Origin of the sequence: Bacteriovorax sp. PP10, from assembly GCF_035013165.1 — a bacterium.
In the GTDB taxonomy this organism is placed as follows: Bacteria; Bdellovibrionota; Bacteriovoracia; order Bacteriovoracales; family Bacteriovoracaceae; genus Bacteriovorax; species Bacteriovorax antarcticus.
The window spans coordinates 649,694-668,670 of sequence record NZ_JAYGJQ010000001.1 but is presented as its reverse complement, the minus strand read 5'-3'; the positions used below and the strand labels follow the sequence as shown (position 1 = coordinate 668,670).

At 38.7% G+C, this 18,977-nt stretch carries 20 protein-coding genes; 9 read left to right on the top strand and 11 right to left on the bottom strand.

Going from position 1 to position 18,977, the window contains the following annotated elements; translation table 11 throughout:
• Nucleotides 1-7 precede the first annotated feature (7 nt).
• From SHI21_RS03260 to pfkA, 3 genes are read left to right on the top strand one after another with little or no spacing between them, the layout of a single operon-like run.
• Nucleotides 8-781, top strand: coding sequence for a TrmH family RNA methyltransferase (locus SHI21_RS03260; RefSeq protein ID WP_323574686.1), 774 nt, complete (start codon nt 8-10; stop codon nt 779-781).
• Nucleotides 756-2,288 carry a 2,3-bisphosphoglycerate-independent phosphoglycerate mutase gene (gene gpmI / locus SHI21_RS03255; protein ID WP_323574685.1) on the top strand — a complete coding sequence of 511 codons (1,533 nt, stop codon included), beginning with the start codon at nt 756-758 and terminating at the stop codon, nt 2,286-2,288. Before SHI21_RS03260 ends, gpmI begins: the two co-directional genes overlap by 26 nt.
• Nucleotides 2,289-2,297: 9 nt before the next feature.
• Nucleotides 2,298-3,281, top strand: a complete 984-nt coding sequence (pfkA, locus tag SHI21_RS03250) for a 6-phosphofructokinase (protein WP_323574684.1) — start codon at nt 2,298-2,300, stop codon at nt 3,279-3,281.
• Here pfkA and SHI21_RS03245 read toward each other — a convergent pair whose 3' ends face one another.
• Nucleotides 3,282-3,803: a hypothetical protein gene (locus SHI21_RS03245; RefSeq protein WP_323574683.1), complete on the bottom strand. Its 522-nt coding sequence runs from the start codon at nt 3,801-3,803 to the stop codon at nt 3,282-3,284.
• 129 nt (nt 3,804-3,932) lie between these two features.
• On the opposite strand from SHI21_RS03245, the gene aspA reads away from it, so the two are divergent.
• Nucleotides 3,933-5,357, top strand: a complete 1,425-nt coding sequence (gene aspA, locus SHI21_RS03240) for an aspartate ammonia-lyase (RefSeq protein WP_323574682.1) — start codon at nt 3,933-3,935, stop codon at nt 5,355-5,357.
• Between the two features lies 1 nt (nt 5,358).
• Here aspA and SHI21_RS03235 read toward each other — a convergent pair whose 3' ends face one another.
• The 3 genes from SHI21_RS03235 to SHI21_RS03225 all read right to left on the bottom strand — a co-directional run bounded on the left by SHI21_RS03235 (nt 5,359) and on the right by SHI21_RS03225 (nt 6,949).
• Entirely contained in the window at nt 5,359-5,949 is a 591-nt protein-coding gene (locus SHI21_RS03235; RefSeq protein WP_323574681.1) for a FecR domain-containing protein, read from the bottom strand.
• On the bottom strand, nt 5,936-6,433 hold the full coding sequence (locus SHI21_RS03230; RefSeq protein ID WP_323574680.1) for a hypothetical protein: 498 nt from the start codon (nt 6,431-6,433) through the stop codon (nt 5,936-5,938). Before SHI21_RS03230 ends, SHI21_RS03235 begins: the two co-directional genes overlap by 14 nt.
• Before the next feature lie 87 nt (nt 6,434-6,520).
• Nucleotides 6,521-6,949: a hypothetical protein gene (locus tag SHI21_RS03225; protein WP_323574679.1), complete on the bottom strand. Its 429-nt coding sequence runs from the start codon at nt 6,947-6,949 to the stop codon at nt 6,521-6,523.
• Between the two features lie 174 nt (nt 6,950-7,123).
• On the opposite strand from SHI21_RS03225, the gene SHI21_RS03220 reads away from it, so the two are divergent.
• A complete protein-coding gene (locus tag SHI21_RS03220) occupies nt 7,124-8,035 on the top strand; it encodes a type II secretion system protein (protein ID WP_323574678.1) in 912 nt (303 codons plus the stop codon).
• 41 nt (nt 8,036-8,076) lie between these two features.
• Here the strand turns inward: SHI21_RS03220 and SHI21_RS03215 are convergent, their stop codons facing one another.
• From SHI21_RS03215 to SHI21_RS03190, 6 genes are all read right to left on the bottom strand, one after another.
• The gene (locus tag SHI21_RS03215; RefSeq protein WP_323574677.1) at nt 8,077-9,336 is read right to left on the bottom strand and encodes a Glu/Leu/Phe/Val family dehydrogenase; all 1,260 of its coding nucleotides are present in this window, start codon (nt 9,334-9,336) and stop codon (nt 8,077-8,079) included.
• A gap of 84 nt (nt 9,337-9,420) precedes the next feature.
• Nucleotides 9,421-10,245, bottom strand: a complete 825-nt coding sequence (locus tag SHI21_RS03210) for a hypothetical protein (protein ID WP_323574676.1) — start codon at nt 10,243-10,245, stop codon at nt 9,421-9,423.
• A gap of 300 nt (nt 10,246-10,545) precedes the next feature.
• Nucleotides 10,546-12,594, bottom strand: a complete 2,049-nt coding sequence (locus tag SHI21_RS03205) for a hypothetical protein (RefSeq protein WP_323574675.1) — start codon at nt 12,592-12,594, stop codon at nt 10,546-10,548.
• Complete coding sequence (locus tag SHI21_RS03200; RefSeq protein ID WP_323574674.1) at nt 12,591-13,088, bottom strand: hypothetical protein; 498 nt, start codon at nt 13,086-13,088, stop codon at nt 12,591-12,593. The genes SHI21_RS03205 and SHI21_RS03200 overlap by 4 nt, the downstream gene beginning before the upstream one ends.
• A gap of 127 nt (nt 13,089-13,215) precedes the next feature.
• Nucleotides 13,216-14,097 carry a ParB/RepB/Spo0J family partition protein gene (locus tag SHI21_RS03195; RefSeq protein WP_323574673.1) on the bottom strand — a complete coding sequence of 294 codons (882 nt, stop codon included), beginning with the start codon at nt 14,095-14,097 and terminating at the stop codon, nt 13,216-13,218.
• A gap of 50 nt (nt 14,098-14,147) precedes the next feature.
• Complete coding sequence (locus SHI21_RS03190; RefSeq protein ID WP_323574672.1) at nt 14,148-14,921, bottom strand: ParA family protein; 774 nt, start codon at nt 14,919-14,921, stop codon at nt 14,148-14,150.
• 168 nt (nt 14,922-15,089) lie between these two features.
• On the opposite strand from SHI21_RS03190, the gene SHI21_RS03185 reads away from it, so the two are divergent.
• The gene (locus tag SHI21_RS03185) at nt 15,090-16,241 is read left to right on the top strand and encodes an esterase-like activity of phytase family protein (RefSeq protein WP_323574671.1); all 1,152 of its coding nucleotides are present in this window, start codon (nt 15,090-15,092) and stop codon (nt 16,239-16,241) included.
• A gap of 1 nt (nt 16,242) precedes the next feature.
• Here SHI21_RS03185 and mscL read toward each other — a convergent pair whose 3' ends face one another.
• The gene (mscL, locus tag SHI21_RS03180) at nt 16,243-16,662 is read right to left on the bottom strand and encodes a large conductance mechanosensitive channel protein MscL (protein WP_323574670.1); all 420 of its coding nucleotides are present in this window, start codon (nt 16,660-16,662) and stop codon (nt 16,243-16,245) included.
• Nucleotides 16,663-16,813: 151 nt separating this feature from the next.
• On the opposite strand from mscL, the gene SHI21_RS03175 reads away from it, so the two are divergent.
• Genes SHI21_RS03175 through nadA form a run of 3 tightly spaced genes read left to right on the top strand, consistent with a single transcriptional unit; the run spans nt 16,814 to nt 18,968 of the window.
• The gene (locus SHI21_RS03175) at nt 16,814-17,518 is read left to right on the top strand and encodes a DUF481 domain-containing protein (protein ID WP_323574669.1); all 705 of its coding nucleotides are present in this window, start codon (nt 16,814-16,816) and stop codon (nt 17,516-17,518) included.
• A gap of 14 nt (nt 17,519-17,532) precedes the next feature.
• On the top strand, nt 17,533-17,850 hold the full coding sequence (locus SHI21_RS03170) for a rhodanese-like domain-containing protein (protein ID WP_323574668.1): 318 nt from the start codon (nt 17,533-17,535) through the stop codon (nt 17,848-17,850).
• A gap of 8 nt (nt 17,851-17,858) precedes the next feature.
• A complete protein-coding gene (gene nadA / locus SHI21_RS03165; protein WP_323574667.1) occupies nt 17,859-18,968 on the top strand; it encodes a quinolinate synthase NadA in 1,110 nt (369 codons plus the stop codon).
• The last annotated feature ends 9 nt before the right edge of the window (nt 18,969-18,977 follow it).

Sequence of the window (18,977 nt, the reverse complement as noted above, 5' to 3'; positions counted from 1 at the left end):
CGGGATTATGAGTAAAAAAATTAATGGGTCTCAGACCGTCGAAATTAGAATTTATGGTGAAAATGCATGCCTGGCCGTTTTTAAAAACCGCCCGGAGGACATCATCCAGCTCTTTTTAACCAAAGAGATGATGAAGAGGTTCCCACACGTCACCAAATACTGTGCTCAAAACAAAAAAGCATATCACATTGTCGAGCGCTCTGAGCTTGAGAAGATGACGAAGGCCACTCACCACGAAGACATTTGCATGCTGATTAAAAAAGCTGCGAGCCGTCCGCTTGAAACTTACCTTTCAATGAAAAACGAGAAGTCCTTAATCATCGCTCTTGAGAATGTAGCGAACCCACACAACATTGGTGCGATTCTAAGAAATGCAGCTCACTTCGGTGCTGATGCCATTTTAGTTTCTGATAAAAAGATTGCAGAATCTGCTTCATCAATTCGTACATCGGAAGGTGGATCAGAGTTCGTAGAAATTTTTGAAACCAAAGATTTTAAAAAATCAATCGCTCTACTAGCTAAAAATAAATACCAGGTCATTACAACTTCATCACATGCAAAAAGCTCTCTTTACGATTTAGTGTGGGAGAAAAAAGCTGTAGTGGTATTCGGTGAAGAAGCAACTGGTTTATCAAAAGACCTGATGCAAACTGGTACGACAATAAAAATTCCCGGAACAGACAATGTTGAAAGTTTGAATGTTTCAGTCGCAAGTGCTGTCATTCTTTCTGATTATTATCAAAAGGTGAAAACAAATGAAATCAATCCACGGTTTAAATAAAAGAGTTCTTCTTTGTATCCTTGATGGTTATGGAATCACACCAAAAGATTTCAAGAACGCTATCATGCACGCAAAAAAGCCACATATCGATTCTGTAATGGCGACTTATCCGATGACGACAATTGAGCCCGGTGGGATTCTTGTTGGTCTTCCAAAAGGTGTTGCAGGGAATTCTGAAGTTGGTCACATGAATCTTGGTGCCGGAAGATCGGTTCGCCAGGATCTTGTTCGTATCAACGAAGCAATCGAGCTTGATACGCTTAAAGATATGGAAGAAATTAAAAATATCAAGATATGGGCCAAAGCTCATTCGAACCGCATTCACTTGATGGGACTATTATCTAATGGTGGTGTTCACTCACACATCAATCACTTAAAAGAATTGGCAAAAATTTTCCACGCAGAGAATATCGAAATCATCCTTCATGCTTTTATGGATGGAAGAGATACGGCAAGAGACACTGGTGTGAAGTTTGTTGAAGAGGCCTTAGCGATTCCAGGATTGAAGTTCGCTTCAATGCAAGGGCGCTCGATTGGGATGGACCGCGATCGTCGTTGGGAAAAAATCGAAGCTTGTTACAAATGTTTTATCGGTCAGGGAGATCAGACTGATCTGTCTCCGGTAGATTATATCAAGAGTGAGTACGCTCAGGAACGTTACGATGAATTTATTCATCCGGTAATGTTTGATAAGTCCTTAGCTATGACAGCTGAAGATGCTGTCTTATTTTTTAACTATAGACCAGACCGTGCTATTCAAATTTCATTAGCACTTACTGATATTAAATTTAATGATTTCTTCGTAAGTGTACGTCCAGGATACTTCCTGTGCATGACTCCTTACATTGAAGACTGGGTTAAACTTCCTATTCTTTTTAACAAAGAAAAACTGAAAGGAACTCTTTGTGAGTACATTTCAGAATTAGGGTTAAAACAATTAAAAATCGCTGAAACAGAAAAATACGCTCACGTGACTTTCTTTTTCAACGGTGGTGATAAACATCCGTTTCCGGGCGAGCAACAAGTTTTAATTTCATCTCCTAAAGATGTAGCAACATATGATGAAAAACCAGAAATGAGTGCCTATCTGGTATGCGACAAACTTGAAGAGGCCCTGGCCGATCATTCAATTAGTTTATACGTTGTAAACTTTGCCAACTCAGATATGGTTGGGCACACAGGTAATTTCCCTGCTGCGATTAAAGCGATTGAAGCATTGGATGTTGTCGTGGGTCGCCTGGTGAAAAAATGTGCAGCTGAAGGTGTGACGATGCTGATTACGGCCGATCACGGGAATTCAGAGCAAATGGTTTATGAAAATGGTGATATGCATACATCGCATACAGAATCCGTGGTACCATTTATTGTAGTTGATCCAAGATTAAAGAATGAAAAGTTAGAGATGAACGATGGACCTATGGCCCTAAGAAATGTTGCTCCGACTATTTTAAATATTATGGGAATTGCTAATCCACCTCTGTTTGAAGGTGTGAGTGTTTTTAAATAAGGATTTTTTATGAGTAATACTTCAATCAAAACAATTGCCGTCTTATGTAGTGGTGGAGATAGCCCGGGAATGAACTGTGCGATCCGCGCGGTTGTAAGAACAGCTATCGGCGAAGGCCTGAACATTTTTGGGATTCAAAAAGGATACGAAGGACTTTTAGAAAATAACATCAGAGAGCTAAGCGTTTCTTCAGTAGGAAATATTCTTCAGCACGGTGGAACTGTTTTACAAACATCTCGCTCGAAAGAATTCAGAACTCCGGAAGGAAGAGCGAAAGCTGCAAGAATTTTAAGAAGCCACGGTATCGACGCTTTAGTTGTTATCGGTGGAGATGGATCTTATAACGGAGCGATGAAGCTTCACGAAGAGCATGGATTCCCTATTTGCGGGATTCCAGGAACAATTGACAACGACATCAGTGGAACTGATTACACAATCGGATTTGATACTGCCGTTCAAAACGCAGTCGATGCCGTGGATAAAATCAGAGACACAGCAAATTCTCATGCTAGAACATTTATTGTTGAAGTTATGGGAAGAAAATCTCCTGCGATCGCCCTTAAAGTTGGGATTTGCACAGGAGCTGAAAACGTTGTTCTGCCAACAGCGACAATTGATTATCAAAAGATTGCTGGAGATATTGACCGCGGGATTAAACGTGGAAAAACATCTTCAATTATTATCGCTGCCGAAGGCGAAGAACCAGGTATCGGATATCTTATTCAAAAAAGTCTTAAAGAGCAGTTCCAATTAGAAGCTCACGTTTGTATTCTGGGACACATTCAGCGTGGTGGAAATCCAACTCCAACTGACCGTTTAATTGCTTCTCAAATGGGTCATTGTGCTGTGAAGGCATTAGCTAACGGAGAGAAAGCGACTGCGACGGTTTTCCTACAAGGCAAAGTTGTGATGGCGCCATTGTCGACTTGTTTAAGAAAGAAAAACGAATTTGATGTAAGTGAAGTCGAGTTACTGACTTCTCTTTCAATTTAATTAACTTTTAATTAACGATGCAAAAAGAGCTTCCAACGGAAGATGATAGTAATCAGAAAAGACTGCCGTCTTTTCTGGTGCAATTATTTTTAATACTTGGTCATCATCAAGTTTAAAGATTTCGTTAAGATTTTCTTGCTCCTGGTTATTGAGAAGCAACGCCGAGACCTCCCCTTCTACCGATATTTTTCCTGAAGCAAAGCAATCCTCAAGATGTCCGAGAGGAAGATGCCCAGTAAGGCTCCAAAGCATCAATAACAAGGGAAGTTCCAGGTAACGGTACTCTTCTTCTTTGAATTTTTTCCCTTCCACTTCTCCTTCGATGCATAAAACGAATCGCTTCAAAGGAAAACGCAGCTTTCTTTCACGAGAAAGGTAAATAAATTTTTCTTTCATTGAGCGGGAGTACTTTCCCAGTCCAACTATTTCAATTCCCGGAATCCCATTTGAGGCATAACCAAAAATATCCACAGGGCAGTACTGTCCGGCGAAAGGGTATAAGCTTTTTGTTCTCATGTTCATAAAAAATCTCCTGCGTCCCCCCTTGCAAAAAAGTTTTAGTAAGATCATTCTAAGGGATCAAAATTTTAAAGATGAAGGGATGTCCCAAGTCATTTTTTGACGGGTCGCCCACCAGAAAAGGATAAGCATATGAGCACAAACACAAACGTAAGAATTGAGCATGACCTTCTAGGTAACCTGGAAATTCCGGCCGATGCTTATTACGGAGTTCACACTCAACGTGCGATCGAAAACTTTAAAATCTCTACGGGGAAAATTGGTGACAACCACACGATGGTCAAAGCTCTTGCTTACACAAAAAAAGCATGTGCTCTAGCTAACGGTGAACTGGGAACGATTGATCCAAAAATTGCAGCACTTATTGTACGCGCTTGTGATGAAATCATCATCCATAACAGATGTTTTGATCAATTCCCTTCTGATGTTTATCAAGGTGGTGCCGGGACTTCGATCAACATGAACGCAAACGAAGTTATCGCTAACCTTGCTCTTGAATTAATGGGAGAGAAAAAAGGTAGCTACCATATCATTCACCCGAACGATCATGTGAATAAATGCCAGTCGACTAACGATGCTTACCCGACAGCTTTCAGAATTGCTTTGTACCAACAAATTTCAATGCTGACAGAGGCCCTTGAAACTCTCCGCGAAGCTTTCTCACAAAAATCAGTTGAATTCAAAGACGTGATTAAAATGGGACGCACTCAACTTCAAGATGCTGTTCCGATGTCACTGGGACAAGAGTTCCATGCCTTCGCGACGCTGATCAAAGAAGAAATTAAAATCCTTCCACGAATTAAAGAATTAATTCTTGAAGTAAACCTTGGTGCAACGGCTATTGGAACAGGAATCAACACTCCTCCAGGTTATTCGCAACTTGCTACTGAGAAATTAAAACTAGTCACTGGATTAGACTTCAGCGTTTCAGAAGATTTAATTGAGGCCACATCAGATTGTGGTGCTTACGTTATGATCTCTGGAGCATTAAAGAGAACGGCCGTAAAACTTTCTAAAATTTGTAATGATCTTCGCTTGCTTTCTTCAGGGCCACGCGCTGGTTTCAAAGAAATCAATCTTCCTGAACTTCAAGCTGGATCGAGTATCATGCCAGCTAAAGTTAACCCGGTTATCCCGGAAGTTGTGAACCAGGTTTGTTTTAAAGTTATCGGTAACGACTTAACAATTACGATGGCGAGTGAAGCTGGGCAATTACAGTTAAACGTCATGGAGCCGGTTATTGCTTCTTCTATTTTTGAATCAGTTAATCTGTTAACGAACGCTGCTAAAACTCTTAAGGGCAAATGCGTGGATGGTATCACTGCCAATCCAGCGATCTGTCTTGCCAACGTAATGAACAGTATTGCAATCGTGACTTATCTAGATCCGGTTTTAGGACATGAAGCTTGTGATGAAATTGGTAAAGAGTGTGCTCGCACTGGGAAATTTGTCAGTCAGGTGGTTCTTGAGAAAAAACTTTTAACTCAAGCTCAATTAGATGAAATCTTCTCGGTAGAAAATATGCTTAACCCGAAATATATCGGAAAGAAATACTAAGCTAGAGTTGATCCATTTCGTCGATAATCTGACTGGTCATATTTTGCATCTGTGCTGTGGACTGTTTTACAATTAGCTTTTTTGCATTAAGGCCAACCCAAATATCTTCATCCTTTTTAACATCGACAGACATTTTATTTTGAGTCGTGTTCACCACGCCTTCGCAAACACATAAGTAGGCCTGCTTTTTCTTATCATCAATACTCACACCAAACTTAGTCCCGCGCACAGCAAACGATGCGTATTTTGTTTTCACTGAAAACTTTTCATCTTTGGTAAGTTTGTTAACGAAAGTATGAACTTGTCCTTTAATTAAAGTAAGTAGAGTGATTTTTTCAGTTAGCTCCTCTACTTTAACTGTCGCTTCTGTAAATCTAACTTTGTGACCGTTTTGAAATTTTACAATGATGTAGTCGCCTTTTTTAGGAATTTTAATTTCCATTCCCTGAGCAACTTCCGCTCCCTCGGCAACAACTTCTTTATTGATGAAAGCTTCCCCATGAATCTTTACAATATTAGCAATTGGAAGAAATCCACTGGCACTCACATTAAAAGCAAATAAAATGCACAAGATTAAACTAAAGAATTTCATTCAAGTCATCCCCGATAGCTTTTGAGAAATAGCAATTGATATTTTTTTCATTTTTCTTTTCTAGAAATGAATAATGAGCTGTTTCTAACTTCACAGCATAGATCCCTTTGAGATCTTCACAACCTTTTTGCGGGTCCAGACAGTATTTTGCATCTCTTGCATCACAGGATACTGACAACATCACACTATTGCTATGTTCACACTTAACAGTCTTAGTCTGCTCATCGACGATTGCTCTGGTAAGAGCATTGTCAGCTGGAAACTTGGCCTTACAAAACTCAATGGCCGCAAAAACTTTTCCCATACAATCAATTTCATTCATCGATTTAGCTTCAATCAATTCAAAATTCTTTGCGCCTAATTTTTCACATACTTCTCGGAATGAATATTCCTGAAAAGTTGGCCTAAGAGCTTCGTGTTTTATAATGGCTGCATTTACTAGAGTTGAGAAAAGGAAGAGAGATAAAATTATTTTTGTCTTCATATTTCAAATTATATTATTAATCCAAATAGAAGATAGAAAGAAAAAAGGGCACCTTTCGTGCCCTTTTCGAAGTTATTTAGTCTGATATTATTCTAAAACTTTAATTGAATCAGAAAGAGATCCATCTTTGAATCTTAGAGCTTGAACCTTAATTGATTTTTCAACTTTGATTGTATTTTCATCAGCATCAAAAGTTTCTTGAATATAAGTAACTTTGATTAAGTCTAATCCTACGAATTCAACCTTCTTCACTTCGTACATCATTTCTGGAAGTTCGAAAACGTGACTTGTTCCCATTCCATCAGCTACCACTAATGCCATACGAGTCGCATTCATTCCGTCACCAACAAGAAGCTCTACAACCTTTGCTTCAAGGCCAGATGTTTCTGAGTAAGTTGAATACTGAGTTACGACAAGACCTAATACTGCAAGGTCTTCTCTTGCGTCGATAAATGATGATTGAGCAAAAGATAGTGAGCTCATTGTTAATAGAGCGAAAAGAATTAATGATTTCATTGGTGTCTCCTAAAAAGTTTGAATGAGCTCTTTTAACAGTTTTTTTATTTACGGTGAGGGAAATTGAAAAAATTACAACACTTCTAGCTCCTCTAAATAAAAAACATCTTTAAAATATTCCATTATCGAGTACAATAATTCTAGAAACTTACGACCTACAAATGGGACTTTTATATGAACTCTTCAAAAAAATCTGGCTTTAGCTTAGTCGAAATTATGGTGGCACTAGGACTGGTCGCAGGTCTGGGAATGGTTGTTATGCAGGTTATGAAAAGTAGCAGCAAGGGCCAGGTTGATGTCATGAATTTTGCTGACTACTCCTCTATTAAAGATGAAGTCACTTTTCTGATTAACAATAGTAACAGTTGCAAGGCAAGTTTAGCGGGATTCACTTTTAACGGTAGCACTATTAAAGACACTCCTAAAGCTGGTGTTGAACTTTGGGGTGCGAATCAGGACGGCGATCGCACAACTAAGAAATTTTTTGGTGGTGCCTTATTTGGAAAAACAGAAATTGAAAAAATTACTTTTTCAATGCCTGACTACACGGCAGGAATAAACTGGCCAGCAGGAGTAGCTCAGTCATTTACGGCCCAATTAGTGATTGCGGGAAAAAAATCCAACATGGGAAATGTGAAAGCATTTAATGAAATAAAAAAATCGATTAACGTAGTCTTTGATACAGACGCTTCAGGACTTTCTACAATTAAAAGTTGTTCAACATCTGGAAGTGGCGGTGGAGTCTTAGTATCAGGGACTCATGATTTAGGAACTGCCATTCAATATACAGAGACAATCACAACCACTGCTCCAGGTGTACTTATGTTTACTGGATGGGTTCACATGCCTTCGGCCCCAGGTTCTCCTAATCTAAATGCTGGAGTAAGAGGAACTTTGAAAGTTAATAATGTTATTTGTAGTTCAGATTATTCGTTTGAAGGTGAAACTTCGACAGTGATATTTGATGCTGCTCCAGTTTGTATTCTTCCTTTGCCTGCTGGAACGCATACCTTAGAATTGATTGGGAATTATCAAGTCGCCACATCGAGATCTAGTTCAATGTCTTGGGTTGTTGTTAAAGAGTAGACCAAAAAAAAGCCACCCTAAGGTGGCTTTTTTTATAAGAATTACGACGGCCAAAGACCACGTAACTTCATTGCTTTTTCAAGTCTTCTGATCGCAGCTACAAGCGCAGCTGATTTCATATTACAGTTGAATTCTTTTGAAGTTGCGTAAACGTTTTCAAAAGCGTCTTTAAGAATTGAGTGAAGTTTCTTGTTAACTTCATCTAAATCCCAGAAGAACGACTGAAGACCTTGAACCCATTCAAAGTAAGATACGATAACCCCACCAGCGTTACATAGAACGTCTGGAATCAGGAATGCACCTTTAGCTGTTACGATATCTACAGCTTCTTTTGTTAAAGGACCGTTAGCACCTTCAGCGATAATTTTTGCTTTTACAACATGAGCGTTTTCTTTTGTGATAACACCATCAATTGCAGCTGGAATTAGAACATCAACGTCTAGAGCAAATAGCTCATCGTTAGTGATGTGTTTTGTTCCTGGCATACCTTTTAGAACTTTATTTTCTTTAATCCAAAGTTCACACTTAGCAATATCTAATCCGTTAACATCGTAAACACCACCAGACACGTCTGATACCGCTACGATTTTTGCACCTTGAGCACTAAGATCGTAAGCAGCTGGGATACCAACTTTACCGAAACCGTGAATTGCTACAGTTGTTTTTTGGTTGATTGTCATACCGATTTTTTCAGCAGCGAAGTTTACACAGAATGCAACTCCTTTACCTGTAGATTCAGCACGTCCTTTTGATCCACCGATCTCAAGAGGTTTACCAGTAACGACTGCGCCGTCTGTGTAACCTTTAATTTGAGAGTATGTATCCATGAACCACGCCATAGTCTGTCCATCAGTTCCAATATCTGGAGCTGGGATATCGATATGAGGTCCGATGATCATGTTAATTTCTGTAGCGTATCTTCTTGTTAGAGCTTGAAGCTCTTGACGAGAAAGTTGTGTTGGATCAACACAGATACCACCCTTTGCTCCACCATATGGCAGACCAACAAGTGCACATTTAAATGTCATAAGCATGGCAAGCCCTGCTGTCTCAGAAAGATCCACTCCTGGATGGTAGCGAATCCCACCTTTCCCTGGGCCTAGTGTAAGATTGTGTTGAACTCTATATCCGATAAAAGTTTTAACTGTTCCATCATCAAGACGAATAGGTACAGAAACTTGTAATGCACGTTTTGGGTATTTTAATCTCTCGGCCACGTTGGGATCAAGATTCATAATTTTGGCCGCATCTTCTAGTTGCTTAATAGCATCTTGAAATAAGGGCGCGTCGAATAAACTCATTAAAGACCTCCGATTCATAAAAAATAGTGGTCTTAGCTTACTCTCCAATTTTTGAGATTGCTAGAGTTTCGAAAATTTTTGGAATTAAAGATTGAATGGAAAGCTGGCCATCATCTCCAGTCTGCTATCCGCGTCAACTCCGCTCGTATTTGAGATACGTGCCTTCACGTTATCCGTTACTTGCTGGTCGATGTAAGTTAAAAAAGTTGAGTCATTTACAGAGAATTCGGCACCAGATGCCATCCCTACTTCTTTAAACTCTTTGCGTGTAATTAATTTTGCTTTACCGTTTACTCCAACAGTCGCATTGCATTCGACCCATGGGTTCTTAACATCTACGATGGCCTTCCCTTGAAGAACGCGGGCCTTAAACTTGAAACCAAAGTTTTTTGATACGTTGACGGCAGCATTGGGACGTAGATTTTTTTCCACTTTACTCATTGAGTGCAGAGTTGATCCTTCGTCTGCTCTTCTCATTTCACCTGAAAATCTCTTATCAGCGTATCTCAACATTTTCTTAGAAATGTATTTAGCTTTTTGTGATGTTGTCGGCGTGTTGTATAAACCAGTGTCCTGAAGATTCCATACACGTGCGTACTCTTCAGTTGTTTCCCAACCATGAAGAGATGCTTTCATATCTTTCATAACTCCAGCATCATCTTCAGCAAACATATTATCGTTCGTGAAAAAACTTTCATCACTAGATAATGGAACAGTTAAAACTTCTTCATCAACTGCTGCTGGTTTTCTTTCTACTTTATATGTTTTTGCTTTCTCAGTTTTTGAATCTTCCGAGTGGATTACCCCAGCATATGAGAATGTTAATGTTGCAAACAATGCACACATTGACTGTCTAAATTTTAGGCAGTCGTGTAAGTTTTTCGCGTTCATCATAATCATAGTTTTCATAAGCTTGGCCTTTTTAAAGAGGTCATTTACTGTTATCTACAATTATTATCGCAAGGGTTGTGCCAAAGTAACGAAGGGGGAAAATAAGGGTCTGCTGAGGTTAACCCGTTGAGAACATTTGAATGTTTTTTTGATCTATGTATTAGGAATATTTTAATGACTAAAACTTGGACAATTTGCTGTTGAGGTCAGGCAAAATGCGACTTAAGTAACGAGAAGCATTGGGGTTTTCGAGGCCCTCGAAAAGGGATGAAGCGTGACCCATCCCCTATTATAATGATTAACTATTACTCTAGTACTTTAAAAGAAGTTCTCTACTTTAGTCCCGCAAATCTTCGCACCATTCGGGTCTTTCAATTCCTTGATGTAGTCATCTTCCGTTTTTTGGAACGTTAAACTTTTATCGCAGTACTGCTGTTTGAAAGAAGATAGGTTTGCTTTATTCTTTTCAGGTTTAAACCACCCAAGCTTATTTGTACTACATGATAACTTCTGACAAGCGGCCGGCATCTTACCTTCCAATCCTGGATCATAAATTTCTTGTAGTAATGAACAGTGCCTGATGAGATTTCGAAGTTGTCCTTCTGCGACTGCATCTTTAACGATACCTCTGTCTTGAGAGTTAACAAACTTCACTTGCGTTTGGAATTCATTAAATTGTTTATCCAGGCGGGATTCGAATTTCGCTTTGGCAATATTTCCCATTCCCACTTTATACTTATTATAACGGGCCATTGTTCGGCTGGATTCCGGTTGAGAACCACTACCTTTTGCTGCCATCATTTGTTCAACAGTATTGGCAATACTTCTTTGTCTGATGCTTTCTAATTTTGTCCCCGGAGTTGTTCTCACAATAAACATTGAAAGATCTAATTGAACCTCGGGATTTTTACTCATAAACATACCCGAAAGATCGCCGATAATTTTCTTTCCTTCCTGTCCACTTACATCACTAGATGGATCATAAGCTTGATAAGCTTTCACAGTATTCATGAATTTATCTAACTTCAATTTCTCTCTCGATCTTTGCATTTTCGGTAGAGAGTTAATTCGCTCTTGCAGGTCTGCTTCATTGGCCAGTGCATATTTGGCCAGGTCATCATAATGTTCTAATAAAGCATTCTCCATTGCAGGAGATAGATTTGATTCAGTTGGAGCTGCAGTTCCTGGAAAGGCATTAAAACCACCAGTTGGCTTTGGTGAATCGTTATAAGTATCAGTCACTTTTTTAATATCTTTATATTTTTGTAAAAGGCTTAAAAGATCAGAACTAACAGCGATATTTTGACAGCTTGGATTTGGTGTCGCAATTTCAATGGGACGCTCTTCACAGTACATTTTTTGTTGAATGTTGTAATACAAACAAGCATTTTGTTCGAACGTTTCTTCATTTAAAATTTCGGCCATTAAATCAGCTGCTTTCTGAGAGTCACTTGGAAAAAGTTTATCTAATAAATTTCCTACTAACTCAGCTCCAAATCCTGCAGCTGCTCCCCATGGGCCAACAACAGAGAGTGAACTTGCTTTCAAAAAAGTATTCATCGTCACTTTAAAAAGATCCTGTGATTTAAAACCACATTCTTCTTTATTGGCCAGGGCCTGATTTAATAACTGCTCTATTCCAACAAGACCCTGGTTAACTTGTTTTTGCACAGCTTGCGGAGCTACCATCTCACGACAAACGACTTTATTTTCTTCAATCGCTTCATCATATTTTTTAGCAATACATTCACGCTTTTTTTCTAAACTTGCACTCTCATACATTTCATCTCTAAGATCGATACAGCTACTGAAAGGAGTCATTCCCCCTTGGGCCATATTTTTTTCAGAGTAATAATAGGCAAGATTTCTTTGTCCAATCAACTCAACATTGGCCGAATAACATTTTACACTCGAGCCAGAGATAACAGATCCATTCATTGGGGAACCAGTTCCACCATTTAATAAATTTTCCAGCATCGTCACATTATTTCTCCCCATGGCATTCATCATAGGGTCCTGGGCCAATGAACATTTAGGATTCTTTGAAGCCGTACTTAAAAAACTTCTCAGGTCAGAAAAAAGATCCTGATCATCCTGTGAAGTTGTCGTAAGCAGCGGACACTTAGAATTTACTTTTACCGTTTTATAAGAAGTGACAGTCGTAGGGTCCATGTTGACATCAAAGACCGGGACTGAGTTTTGTCCATTGGTTTGAAAATTATAACCGCCTGGAGCAGCGCCACCGCCCATGCCGCCCATACCGCCACCTATTCCCATCCACCCTTGTGAATAGTAATCAGTGTAGTCTTGTGCCAAAACTGGATTTAAAACAAAAGTTACAATTAAAAGAGAATAAATGAATTTCATAAATTATCTCCAACCAACTTACTCACTTCATCTAAAGAACTTTTTCCTTTTTCTTTCCAGGCAAATGACATTAATTCATAAGCATTTTTAGAAAATCGAACAGGATAGATAATTTGAAAATTGTCTTCGTTATTGCCTTTAGACATTTGAATCAGACAAACATCGGTATTTTTGATTTGAATATTTTTGGCAGATCCTTGTTTTGAATCCTGATAAAATTTATTGGCCGCTTTGCATTTCTCTGCGACAAATGTTTTTCTATCTCCCACTTCATCCGTATGAGTTTCTTTTTGAACAATGACTTTTAAATCTTTGCGGGATTTGCTTTCAACAATATGAGGAGTGATGGCCTTCATTGCTTTTACATATTGATAATTCCATTGATCAGAATTGACCTTTAAATAAAGACCGGAATCAATATTGATTTTAACAATATCGGCCCTTAAAGATGCTGAACTCAGCAAACAAACGAATAGAACAAAATGACATTTCATATCGGCTTCCCCAAATAGAATTCATTGTCTTATCGGTTATTTTAGTTAGGGTCTTAAGTGGGAAAGGCGTTGTTTAGATATGCAGGAAAATAGAACCATAATGATTCCATTTTCCTGATAATACTGACTATTGATCCATCATTTCTTTTGTTTCTTCAACCAGAGTTCTTAAAAGTTCCTGAGTCTTTTTGTCAAGATTCAAGTCCTTTGTTTTAGAAGTCATAGCTTTTAAAAATGCATTCGCACTCACACCTTTTGGAAGAGCAGCTTTCGTTGAAATTTTCTTTCCAGCTTTTACTAATCCACCAGATGAAATGATTCGGGCAAGTTCTGCTCTCTTCGTGATTCCACCAGCAAGGATTTTTTTCTCTACGTCAGACTTTAGAGATCCCTTATTCATAGCATCCCACTCAAGCAGAACGTATTTTTCAATATCGTGCTTCTTGGCAGCTTCTTTCATGTTATGAGGCATCTTTGCAATTAGAAGAGAACGGTGAACTTCAGATTTTGAAATCCCAAGTGCCGCTTGAATTTTTCTCTCACTCGCTTCTGTCGCGATTTGGTAGTTTAAAATACCATCTGCTTTATCAACGTAGTGAAGTTCTTCTCTTGAAGAGTTTTCAGAGAACTGGATCGCCATCAATTCTTCTTCTGTTTTATTTTCTAAAACAAAACAAGGAGCAGCGATAGCTTTATTGAAAGTAAGAGCGCGGTAACGTCTCTCACCGCAAATCAGTCTGTATTTACCATTTTTGTCCTGGTGAAGAACAAGTGGTTGAATCAGCCCGTTTACTTCAATGTTTTTTGCCAGGTCTTTAATAGAGTCGTCGTTGAACTTAGTTCTAACTTGTTCTTTAACAACGATTTCTTTCATTTGAATTTCAGTTAACTTCGCTCCTTGAAGAAGACGGTCGTCTGAAACTTTAAAAATATCGCGACCTACTTTTTCAGACAGGTCGATTGTGTTTCTTTCTTTTTTAGATACGCGGGCAGCAAATGTCTTCGACATATATAATTCTCCACATCCTTATGAATAATTACTTCTTTATACAGAATAAATTATAAATTTAATGATTTCCAAAGTTCTTCGTAGTCACGGCGTCCAGCAGACTTCGCTCCCATAATACAAACTGGTCTTCTTGTAGAGATTGACTCTTGCAATTGAACCATGTTTCTAACCATTGGAGTGATGTTGAAAGACTGAGATAACTCTTCCATTCTTACTTTTTCAATTTTTCTACGAGGGTTAACCATCGATGGAATAATTGAGAACTCTAGAGTTGGATTTTCTGTTTCTTTGATGATTTCAAACGTGTCCATTAACTCTTCAAGACCGTCGATTGAATAATCTTGAGCTTGAGTAGGAATTAAAACGCGATTTGAAGCTACAAGAGACATAATCAATTCATCACCAAGCATTGGTGGTGTATCGATTACAACATAGTCGAAATCTAAATTTGCATCTAATAATCTTTTTCTAAGAAGACGCTCTTTTCTTCCCGCTTCTTTTCTAATCTCACCTTCTGAAAGGATAAGTAGCTTTGAAAGGTTAGATAAGTGGCGACTTGCCGGGATAAGTCTGATGTTTTTATAAAGTTTACCGCTCATTTCTGGCTTAACGATTACATCTTCAATACCAACATCACCGATTAGCCATTCTGGAACTAATGTTCTTTGAATTTGCACACCGAATGTTGAACTTAGGTTCGCCTGAGAATCCAGATCGATAACGAGAACTTTGTGACCTTTATTTGCAAGATAACAAGCTAATTGGTAGCACTGCATTGTTTTACCAACGCCACCCTTGTTATTGCCGATCGTGATAACTTCCATGAATCACTCCTGTTTTTTTATAGCTCAGATAAAATCTTGAGGTTCCTGTTACAAGATGTCAAAGAAAAAATGCCCCTATCGAAATACATAGGGGCGACTTTTAACTGACTTTTAAAAAAGTCAGTCTTCAAGTATCGTTATGGGATAACTTTCTTTATCGAGAAAAAAATGAAATCAATCTTTCTTGCCTCTACGCTTGGCCTTTTGATGATGGGATGTTCAACAACATCGACTTCTTCACCAGAAAAAGCGCAGTCAACAACTTCCACTCTATTTAAAATGACTAATACTCCTTTTATTGGAACCACTTTATCAGGACAAAAAATTAAGCTTGGTGGTTTTTCCGGATTGCAGTTTGTTGAAGAAAAAGAAGGCGCACTCATGTTTCAAACTGTCACAGACAGAGGGCCCAACGGAGAATTAAATGGAATCGACAGACCATTTCTACTACCCGAGTTTTCTCCGACAGTTGTTTTTTTAAAAGTAGACCTGAAAACGAAAGAATTAAGTGTCGCGGCCGAAATCAAATTAAAGAAAAAAGATGGAGCTCCCCTAACGGGTCTGCCAAATACCAGACTTGAAGAAAACCCAACTGACATTTTTGGACTTTACTACTCTGTAGATCAGCAGGGTCTCGACATCGAAGGCCTGACTCCTGATGGAGAAGGCGGATGGTGGATGGCCGATGAATACGCTCCTTCTCTGGTTCATTTCAGTGAGGACGGAAAACTTCTTAGAAGACTGACTCCAAGTAATGAGCTTCCAAGAATGTATAGTGAAAGAAAAACCAACCGTGGATTTGAAGGCGTCTCAAAAGTAGAAAATAAACTTTACGGAATCCTGCAAAGCCCACTTCCAAAAGAGCAGCCAGCAAAAGATGGTGAGTTCTCGCGTATTGTAGAAGTGGATTTAGAGACGATGAAAACATCGGCCGAATACTTTTACATGTTCGAAAAAGGAAACGATAAGATTGGCGACATAGTGGCCTTGAATGCTCGAAACTTTTTAGTGATCGAGCAAAATGGAAAAACCGGAGAGCACAGTCAGAAATACATTTACCGCATCACTCTTGGTGAATCTGACCAACTGGTAAAGAAAACTTTAATTGCTGATTTAAAGAAGACGCCATTTAACAATGTCGAAAAAGTCGAAGGACTTGCTTTAATTGATAACAAACGTCTGGCGATTATTTACGATAATGATTTTCAGGTTAATGGGAAAACAAACCAGGCAACAGGGCTGACTCCACTCAATGACAGTGTGAACCAACTCCTGATCCTGGAATTTAGTGAAAGCCTTTTGGGCAACGCTGCTCTTTAAATTATTTCTTTAAAAGATCGCGAATCTCACCTAATAATTTAACTTCATCACTTGGAAGAGCTGGCGCTGCTGGTTCTTCTTTTTTAAGTTTCTGAAGTTGATTTACTAAAATGAAAACGGCGAAAGCAACAATTAAGAAACTCACGACAGTGTTAGCGAATGCCCCGTACTTAATTAAAACCGCACCAGCAGCATTAGCTTCAGCAAGAGTTGTATATGGACCTGGAACTTTCGCTCCTTCTTTAATCACGACAAATAAATTTGAAAAATCAACGTTACCAAGAAGGAACCCGATTGGTGGCATGATGATGTCATCAACCAAAGATTTCACAATTGCTCCGAAAGAAGCCCCAATAATGACCCCCACCGCCAAGTCGACCACGTTTCCTTTCATAGCGAAGCTTTTAAATTCTTTTAACATGATCTTCTCCTTATATGTTAGTTGGAATCTATTTAGAGAATTGCATGAAAAGCATTTAATCGACAAGCCCTATTTCACTAGACTTTTTTGGGTGTATGGGAGACATAATTGGGGCCCAATTTATAAATATTTTACACATAAGAGGTAGTTCATGAAATGGATCGTTTTCGCCCTGATGGCCACAATGTTACAGACAGCAATCGCTGCTGATTTTACCAATGAATCTGAGGCCGGTATCGCAGTGGCCGCAGGAAATACAAAATCAAAAAACTACAACGCCAAACAAGCAAACTCATATAAATTTGACGACAATGTTTTAAAATTTGACGCTAGATATTTAAACTCTTATTCAAACAACGATGAAAGTGCGCGTTATATTTTCGGTGGGCTTCGTTATGAGCGCATATTAAACGACAAATTTTCTCTATTCGTTGCACAAGGTTTCGAAAGCGATAAATTTGCAGGTTACTATCTTCGTCAACTAACTGACATCGGTGCTAAATACAATATCATCAAAGAAGAAATGTTCTACTGGCTGGCTGAAGCCGGTTACCGTTATACAAATGAGAAACTAAACAATGGTTCTCATGATTACAAAAATTCTCTTCGTGCTTACACAGAATTAGAAAAGAAATGGAACCCAAGTGTTTCAACTAAGTATTTCCTTGAATACGTTCCAAATATGAAAGAAGGAAAAGATTACCAAATCAATACAGAGCTTTCAGTATCTGCCGCTCTTACCAGTGTATTTTCCATTAAGAGTGCTTATCTGCTAAGATATGATCATCTACCAGCAGCTACTGCGACAACTAAAACAGATACACTTCTAACGACTGCACTAGTTGCGAAATTTTAATTAGGAAAAACGCAATGATTAAAGAAATGGATGTTCAAGAATTAAAAGCAAAATTGGATAGTGATGAAAAATTTTATTTCATCGACTGCCGTGAACTTGAGGAATGGCAAGAAGGACACATCGAAGGTGCTGCCCTACTTCCACTATCTGAGTTTCAACAAAGATATGAAGCAGTGTTAACTGAAAAAGATGCAAAAATCGTTGTTCAATGTAGAAGTGGAAAACGCAGCATGAATGCTTGTATGTTTTTACTTTCGCAAGGCTATAGCGATTTAAATAATGTTGAAGGCGGAATTCTCGCTTGGACTCAAGCAGGCTTCCCCGTTATTTAAGGAAAGATATGTTAGATTTATTTTCTGACGAAAAAGATGACAATTATAAACCGACCATCACTGAGGAAGAACTCAGTGATGATCAGGTTCTAGTTGAACTCAAAAAAATAAAAGAAGAACTAAAAGACCGCGTTGTGGTTTTAGGTCACCATTATCAACAAGACGATGTTATCGCTTTTGCTGATATCACTGGGGACTCTCTTCAACTTGCTCGCGAAGCTGCTAAGCAAGACATTGAGTATATTATTTTTTGTGGAGTGCACTTCATGGCCGAAACAGCAGACATGCTGACAGGCCCTAACCAAAAAGTGATTCTGCCGGATTTAAAAGCAGGATGCTCGATGGCCGATATGGCAAGAAGATCTGAAATCGATAAAGCATGGAACTTCATTCAAAAATCGACAACTGAAAAAGTGATTCCTGTTACGTACATCAACTGTGCGGCGACATTAAAAGCTTTCGTTGGTGATAATGGTGGAAGTATCTGTACTTCATCAAATGCAGAGAAAGTTATTTCATGGGCCTTAAATCAAGGTCAGAAACTTTTATTTTTCCCTGATCAACACTTAGGTCGTAACACTTGTTTTAAAATGGGAATCCCACTAGAAGACATGGTGATCTACAATCCAAATATGTTGAACGGTGGTTTAACTTCAGAACAAATTGCAAAAGCAAAAGTTATTCTTTGGTACGGATTCTGTTCTGTGCACCAAGGTTTCACTAAAGACCAGGTTCTTGCTATCAAGAAAAAAGATCCTTCAATGACAGTTATCGTTCACCCTGAGTGTCCGTTTGATGTTGTTCAAGCTGCTGATGACAATGGCTCGACTTCATACATCATCGACAAAATTGAAAAATCTCCTGCAGGAAGTAAATTTGCAGTAGGAACAGAAATCAATTTGGTAAACAGACTTGCTGCTTGGTTTCCTGACAAAACCATCGTTTCTCTTTCGCCATACCAGTGCTTATGTACAACTATGTATCGCGTAAGACCTCGTTGGTTACTTGCCAGTTTCCGTGCGATAAAAGAGAATAAACCAATAAATATTATTAGTGTGCCAGAAGATGTCGCGCGCTCTTCTCTCTTAGCGCTTGATAGAATGCTCGCTATAAAATAGGTAAGAAAT

Excerpts from the sequence above, each read along its gene's own strand:
- SHI21_RS03260 (WP_323574686.1), top strand. The coding sequence starts at position 8 with ATGAGTAAAAAAATTAATGGGTCTCAGACCGTCGAAATTAGAATTTAT.
- gpmI (WP_323574685.1), top strand. The coding sequence starts at position 756 with ATGAAATCAATCCACGGTTTAAATAAAAGAGTTCTTCTTTGTATCCTT.
- pfkA (WP_323574684.1), top strand. The coding sequence starts at position 2,298 with ATGAGTAATACTTCAATCAAAACAATTGCCGTCTTATGTAGTGGTGGA.
- SHI21_RS03245 (WP_323574683.1), bottom strand. The coding sequence starts at position 3,803 with ATGAACATGAGAACAAAAAGCTTATACCCTTTCGCCGGACAGTACTGC.
- aspA (WP_323574682.1), top strand. The coding sequence starts at position 3,933 with ATGAGCACAAACACAAACGTAAGAATTGAGCATGACCTTCTAGGTAAC.
- SHI21_RS03235 (WP_323574681.1), bottom strand. The coding sequence starts at position 5,949 with ATGAAATTCTTTAGTTTAATCTTGTGCATTTTATTTGCTTTTAATGTG.
- SHI21_RS03230 (WP_323574680.1), bottom strand. The coding sequence starts at position 6,433 with ATGAAGACAAAAATAATTTTATCTCTCTTCCTTTTCTCAACTCTAGTA.
- SHI21_RS03225 (WP_323574679.1), bottom strand. The coding sequence starts at position 6,949 with ATGAAATCATTAATTCTTTTCGCTCTATTAACAATGAGCTCACTATCT.
- SHI21_RS03220 (WP_323574678.1), top strand. The coding sequence starts at position 7,124 with ATGAACTCTTCAAAAAAATCTGGCTTTAGCTTAGTCGAAATTATGGTG.
- SHI21_RS03215 (WP_323574677.1), bottom strand. The coding sequence starts at position 9,336 with ATGAGTTTATTCGACGCGCCCTTATTTCAAGATGCTATTAAGCAACTA.
- SHI21_RS03210 (WP_323574676.1), bottom strand. The coding sequence starts at position 10,245 with ATGAAAACTATGATTATGATGAACGCGAAAAACTTACACGACTGCCTA.
- SHI21_RS03205 (WP_323574675.1), bottom strand. The coding sequence starts at position 12,594 with ATGAAATTCATTTATTCTCTTTTAATTGTAACTTTTGTTTTAAATCCA.
- SHI21_RS03200 (WP_323574674.1), bottom strand. The coding sequence starts at position 13,088 with ATGAAATGTCATTTTGTTCTATTCGTTTGTTTGCTGAGTTCAGCATCT.
- SHI21_RS03195 (WP_323574673.1), bottom strand. The coding sequence starts at position 14,097 with ATGTCGAAGACATTTGCTGCCCGCGTATCTAAAAAAGAAAGAAACACA.
- SHI21_RS03190 (WP_323574672.1), bottom strand. The coding sequence starts at position 14,921 with ATGGAAGTTATCACGATCGGCAATAACAAGGGTGGCGTTGGTAAAACA.
- SHI21_RS03185 (WP_323574671.1), top strand. The coding sequence starts at position 15,090 with ATGAAATCAATCTTTCTTGCCTCTACGCTTGGCCTTTTGATGATGGGA.
- mscL (WP_323574670.1), bottom strand. The coding sequence starts at position 16,662 with ATGTTAAAAGAATTTAAAAGCTTCGCTATGAAAGGAAACGTGGTCGAC.
- SHI21_RS03175 (WP_323574669.1), top strand. The coding sequence starts at position 16,814 with ATGAAATGGATCGTTTTCGCCCTGATGGCCACAATGTTACAGACAGCA.
- SHI21_RS03170 (WP_323574668.1), top strand. The coding sequence starts at position 17,533 with ATGATTAAAGAAATGGATGTTCAAGAATTAAAAGCAAAATTGGATAGT.
- nadA (WP_323574667.1), top strand. The coding sequence starts at position 17,859 with ATGTTAGATTTATTTTCTGACGAAAAAGATGACAATTATAAACCGACC.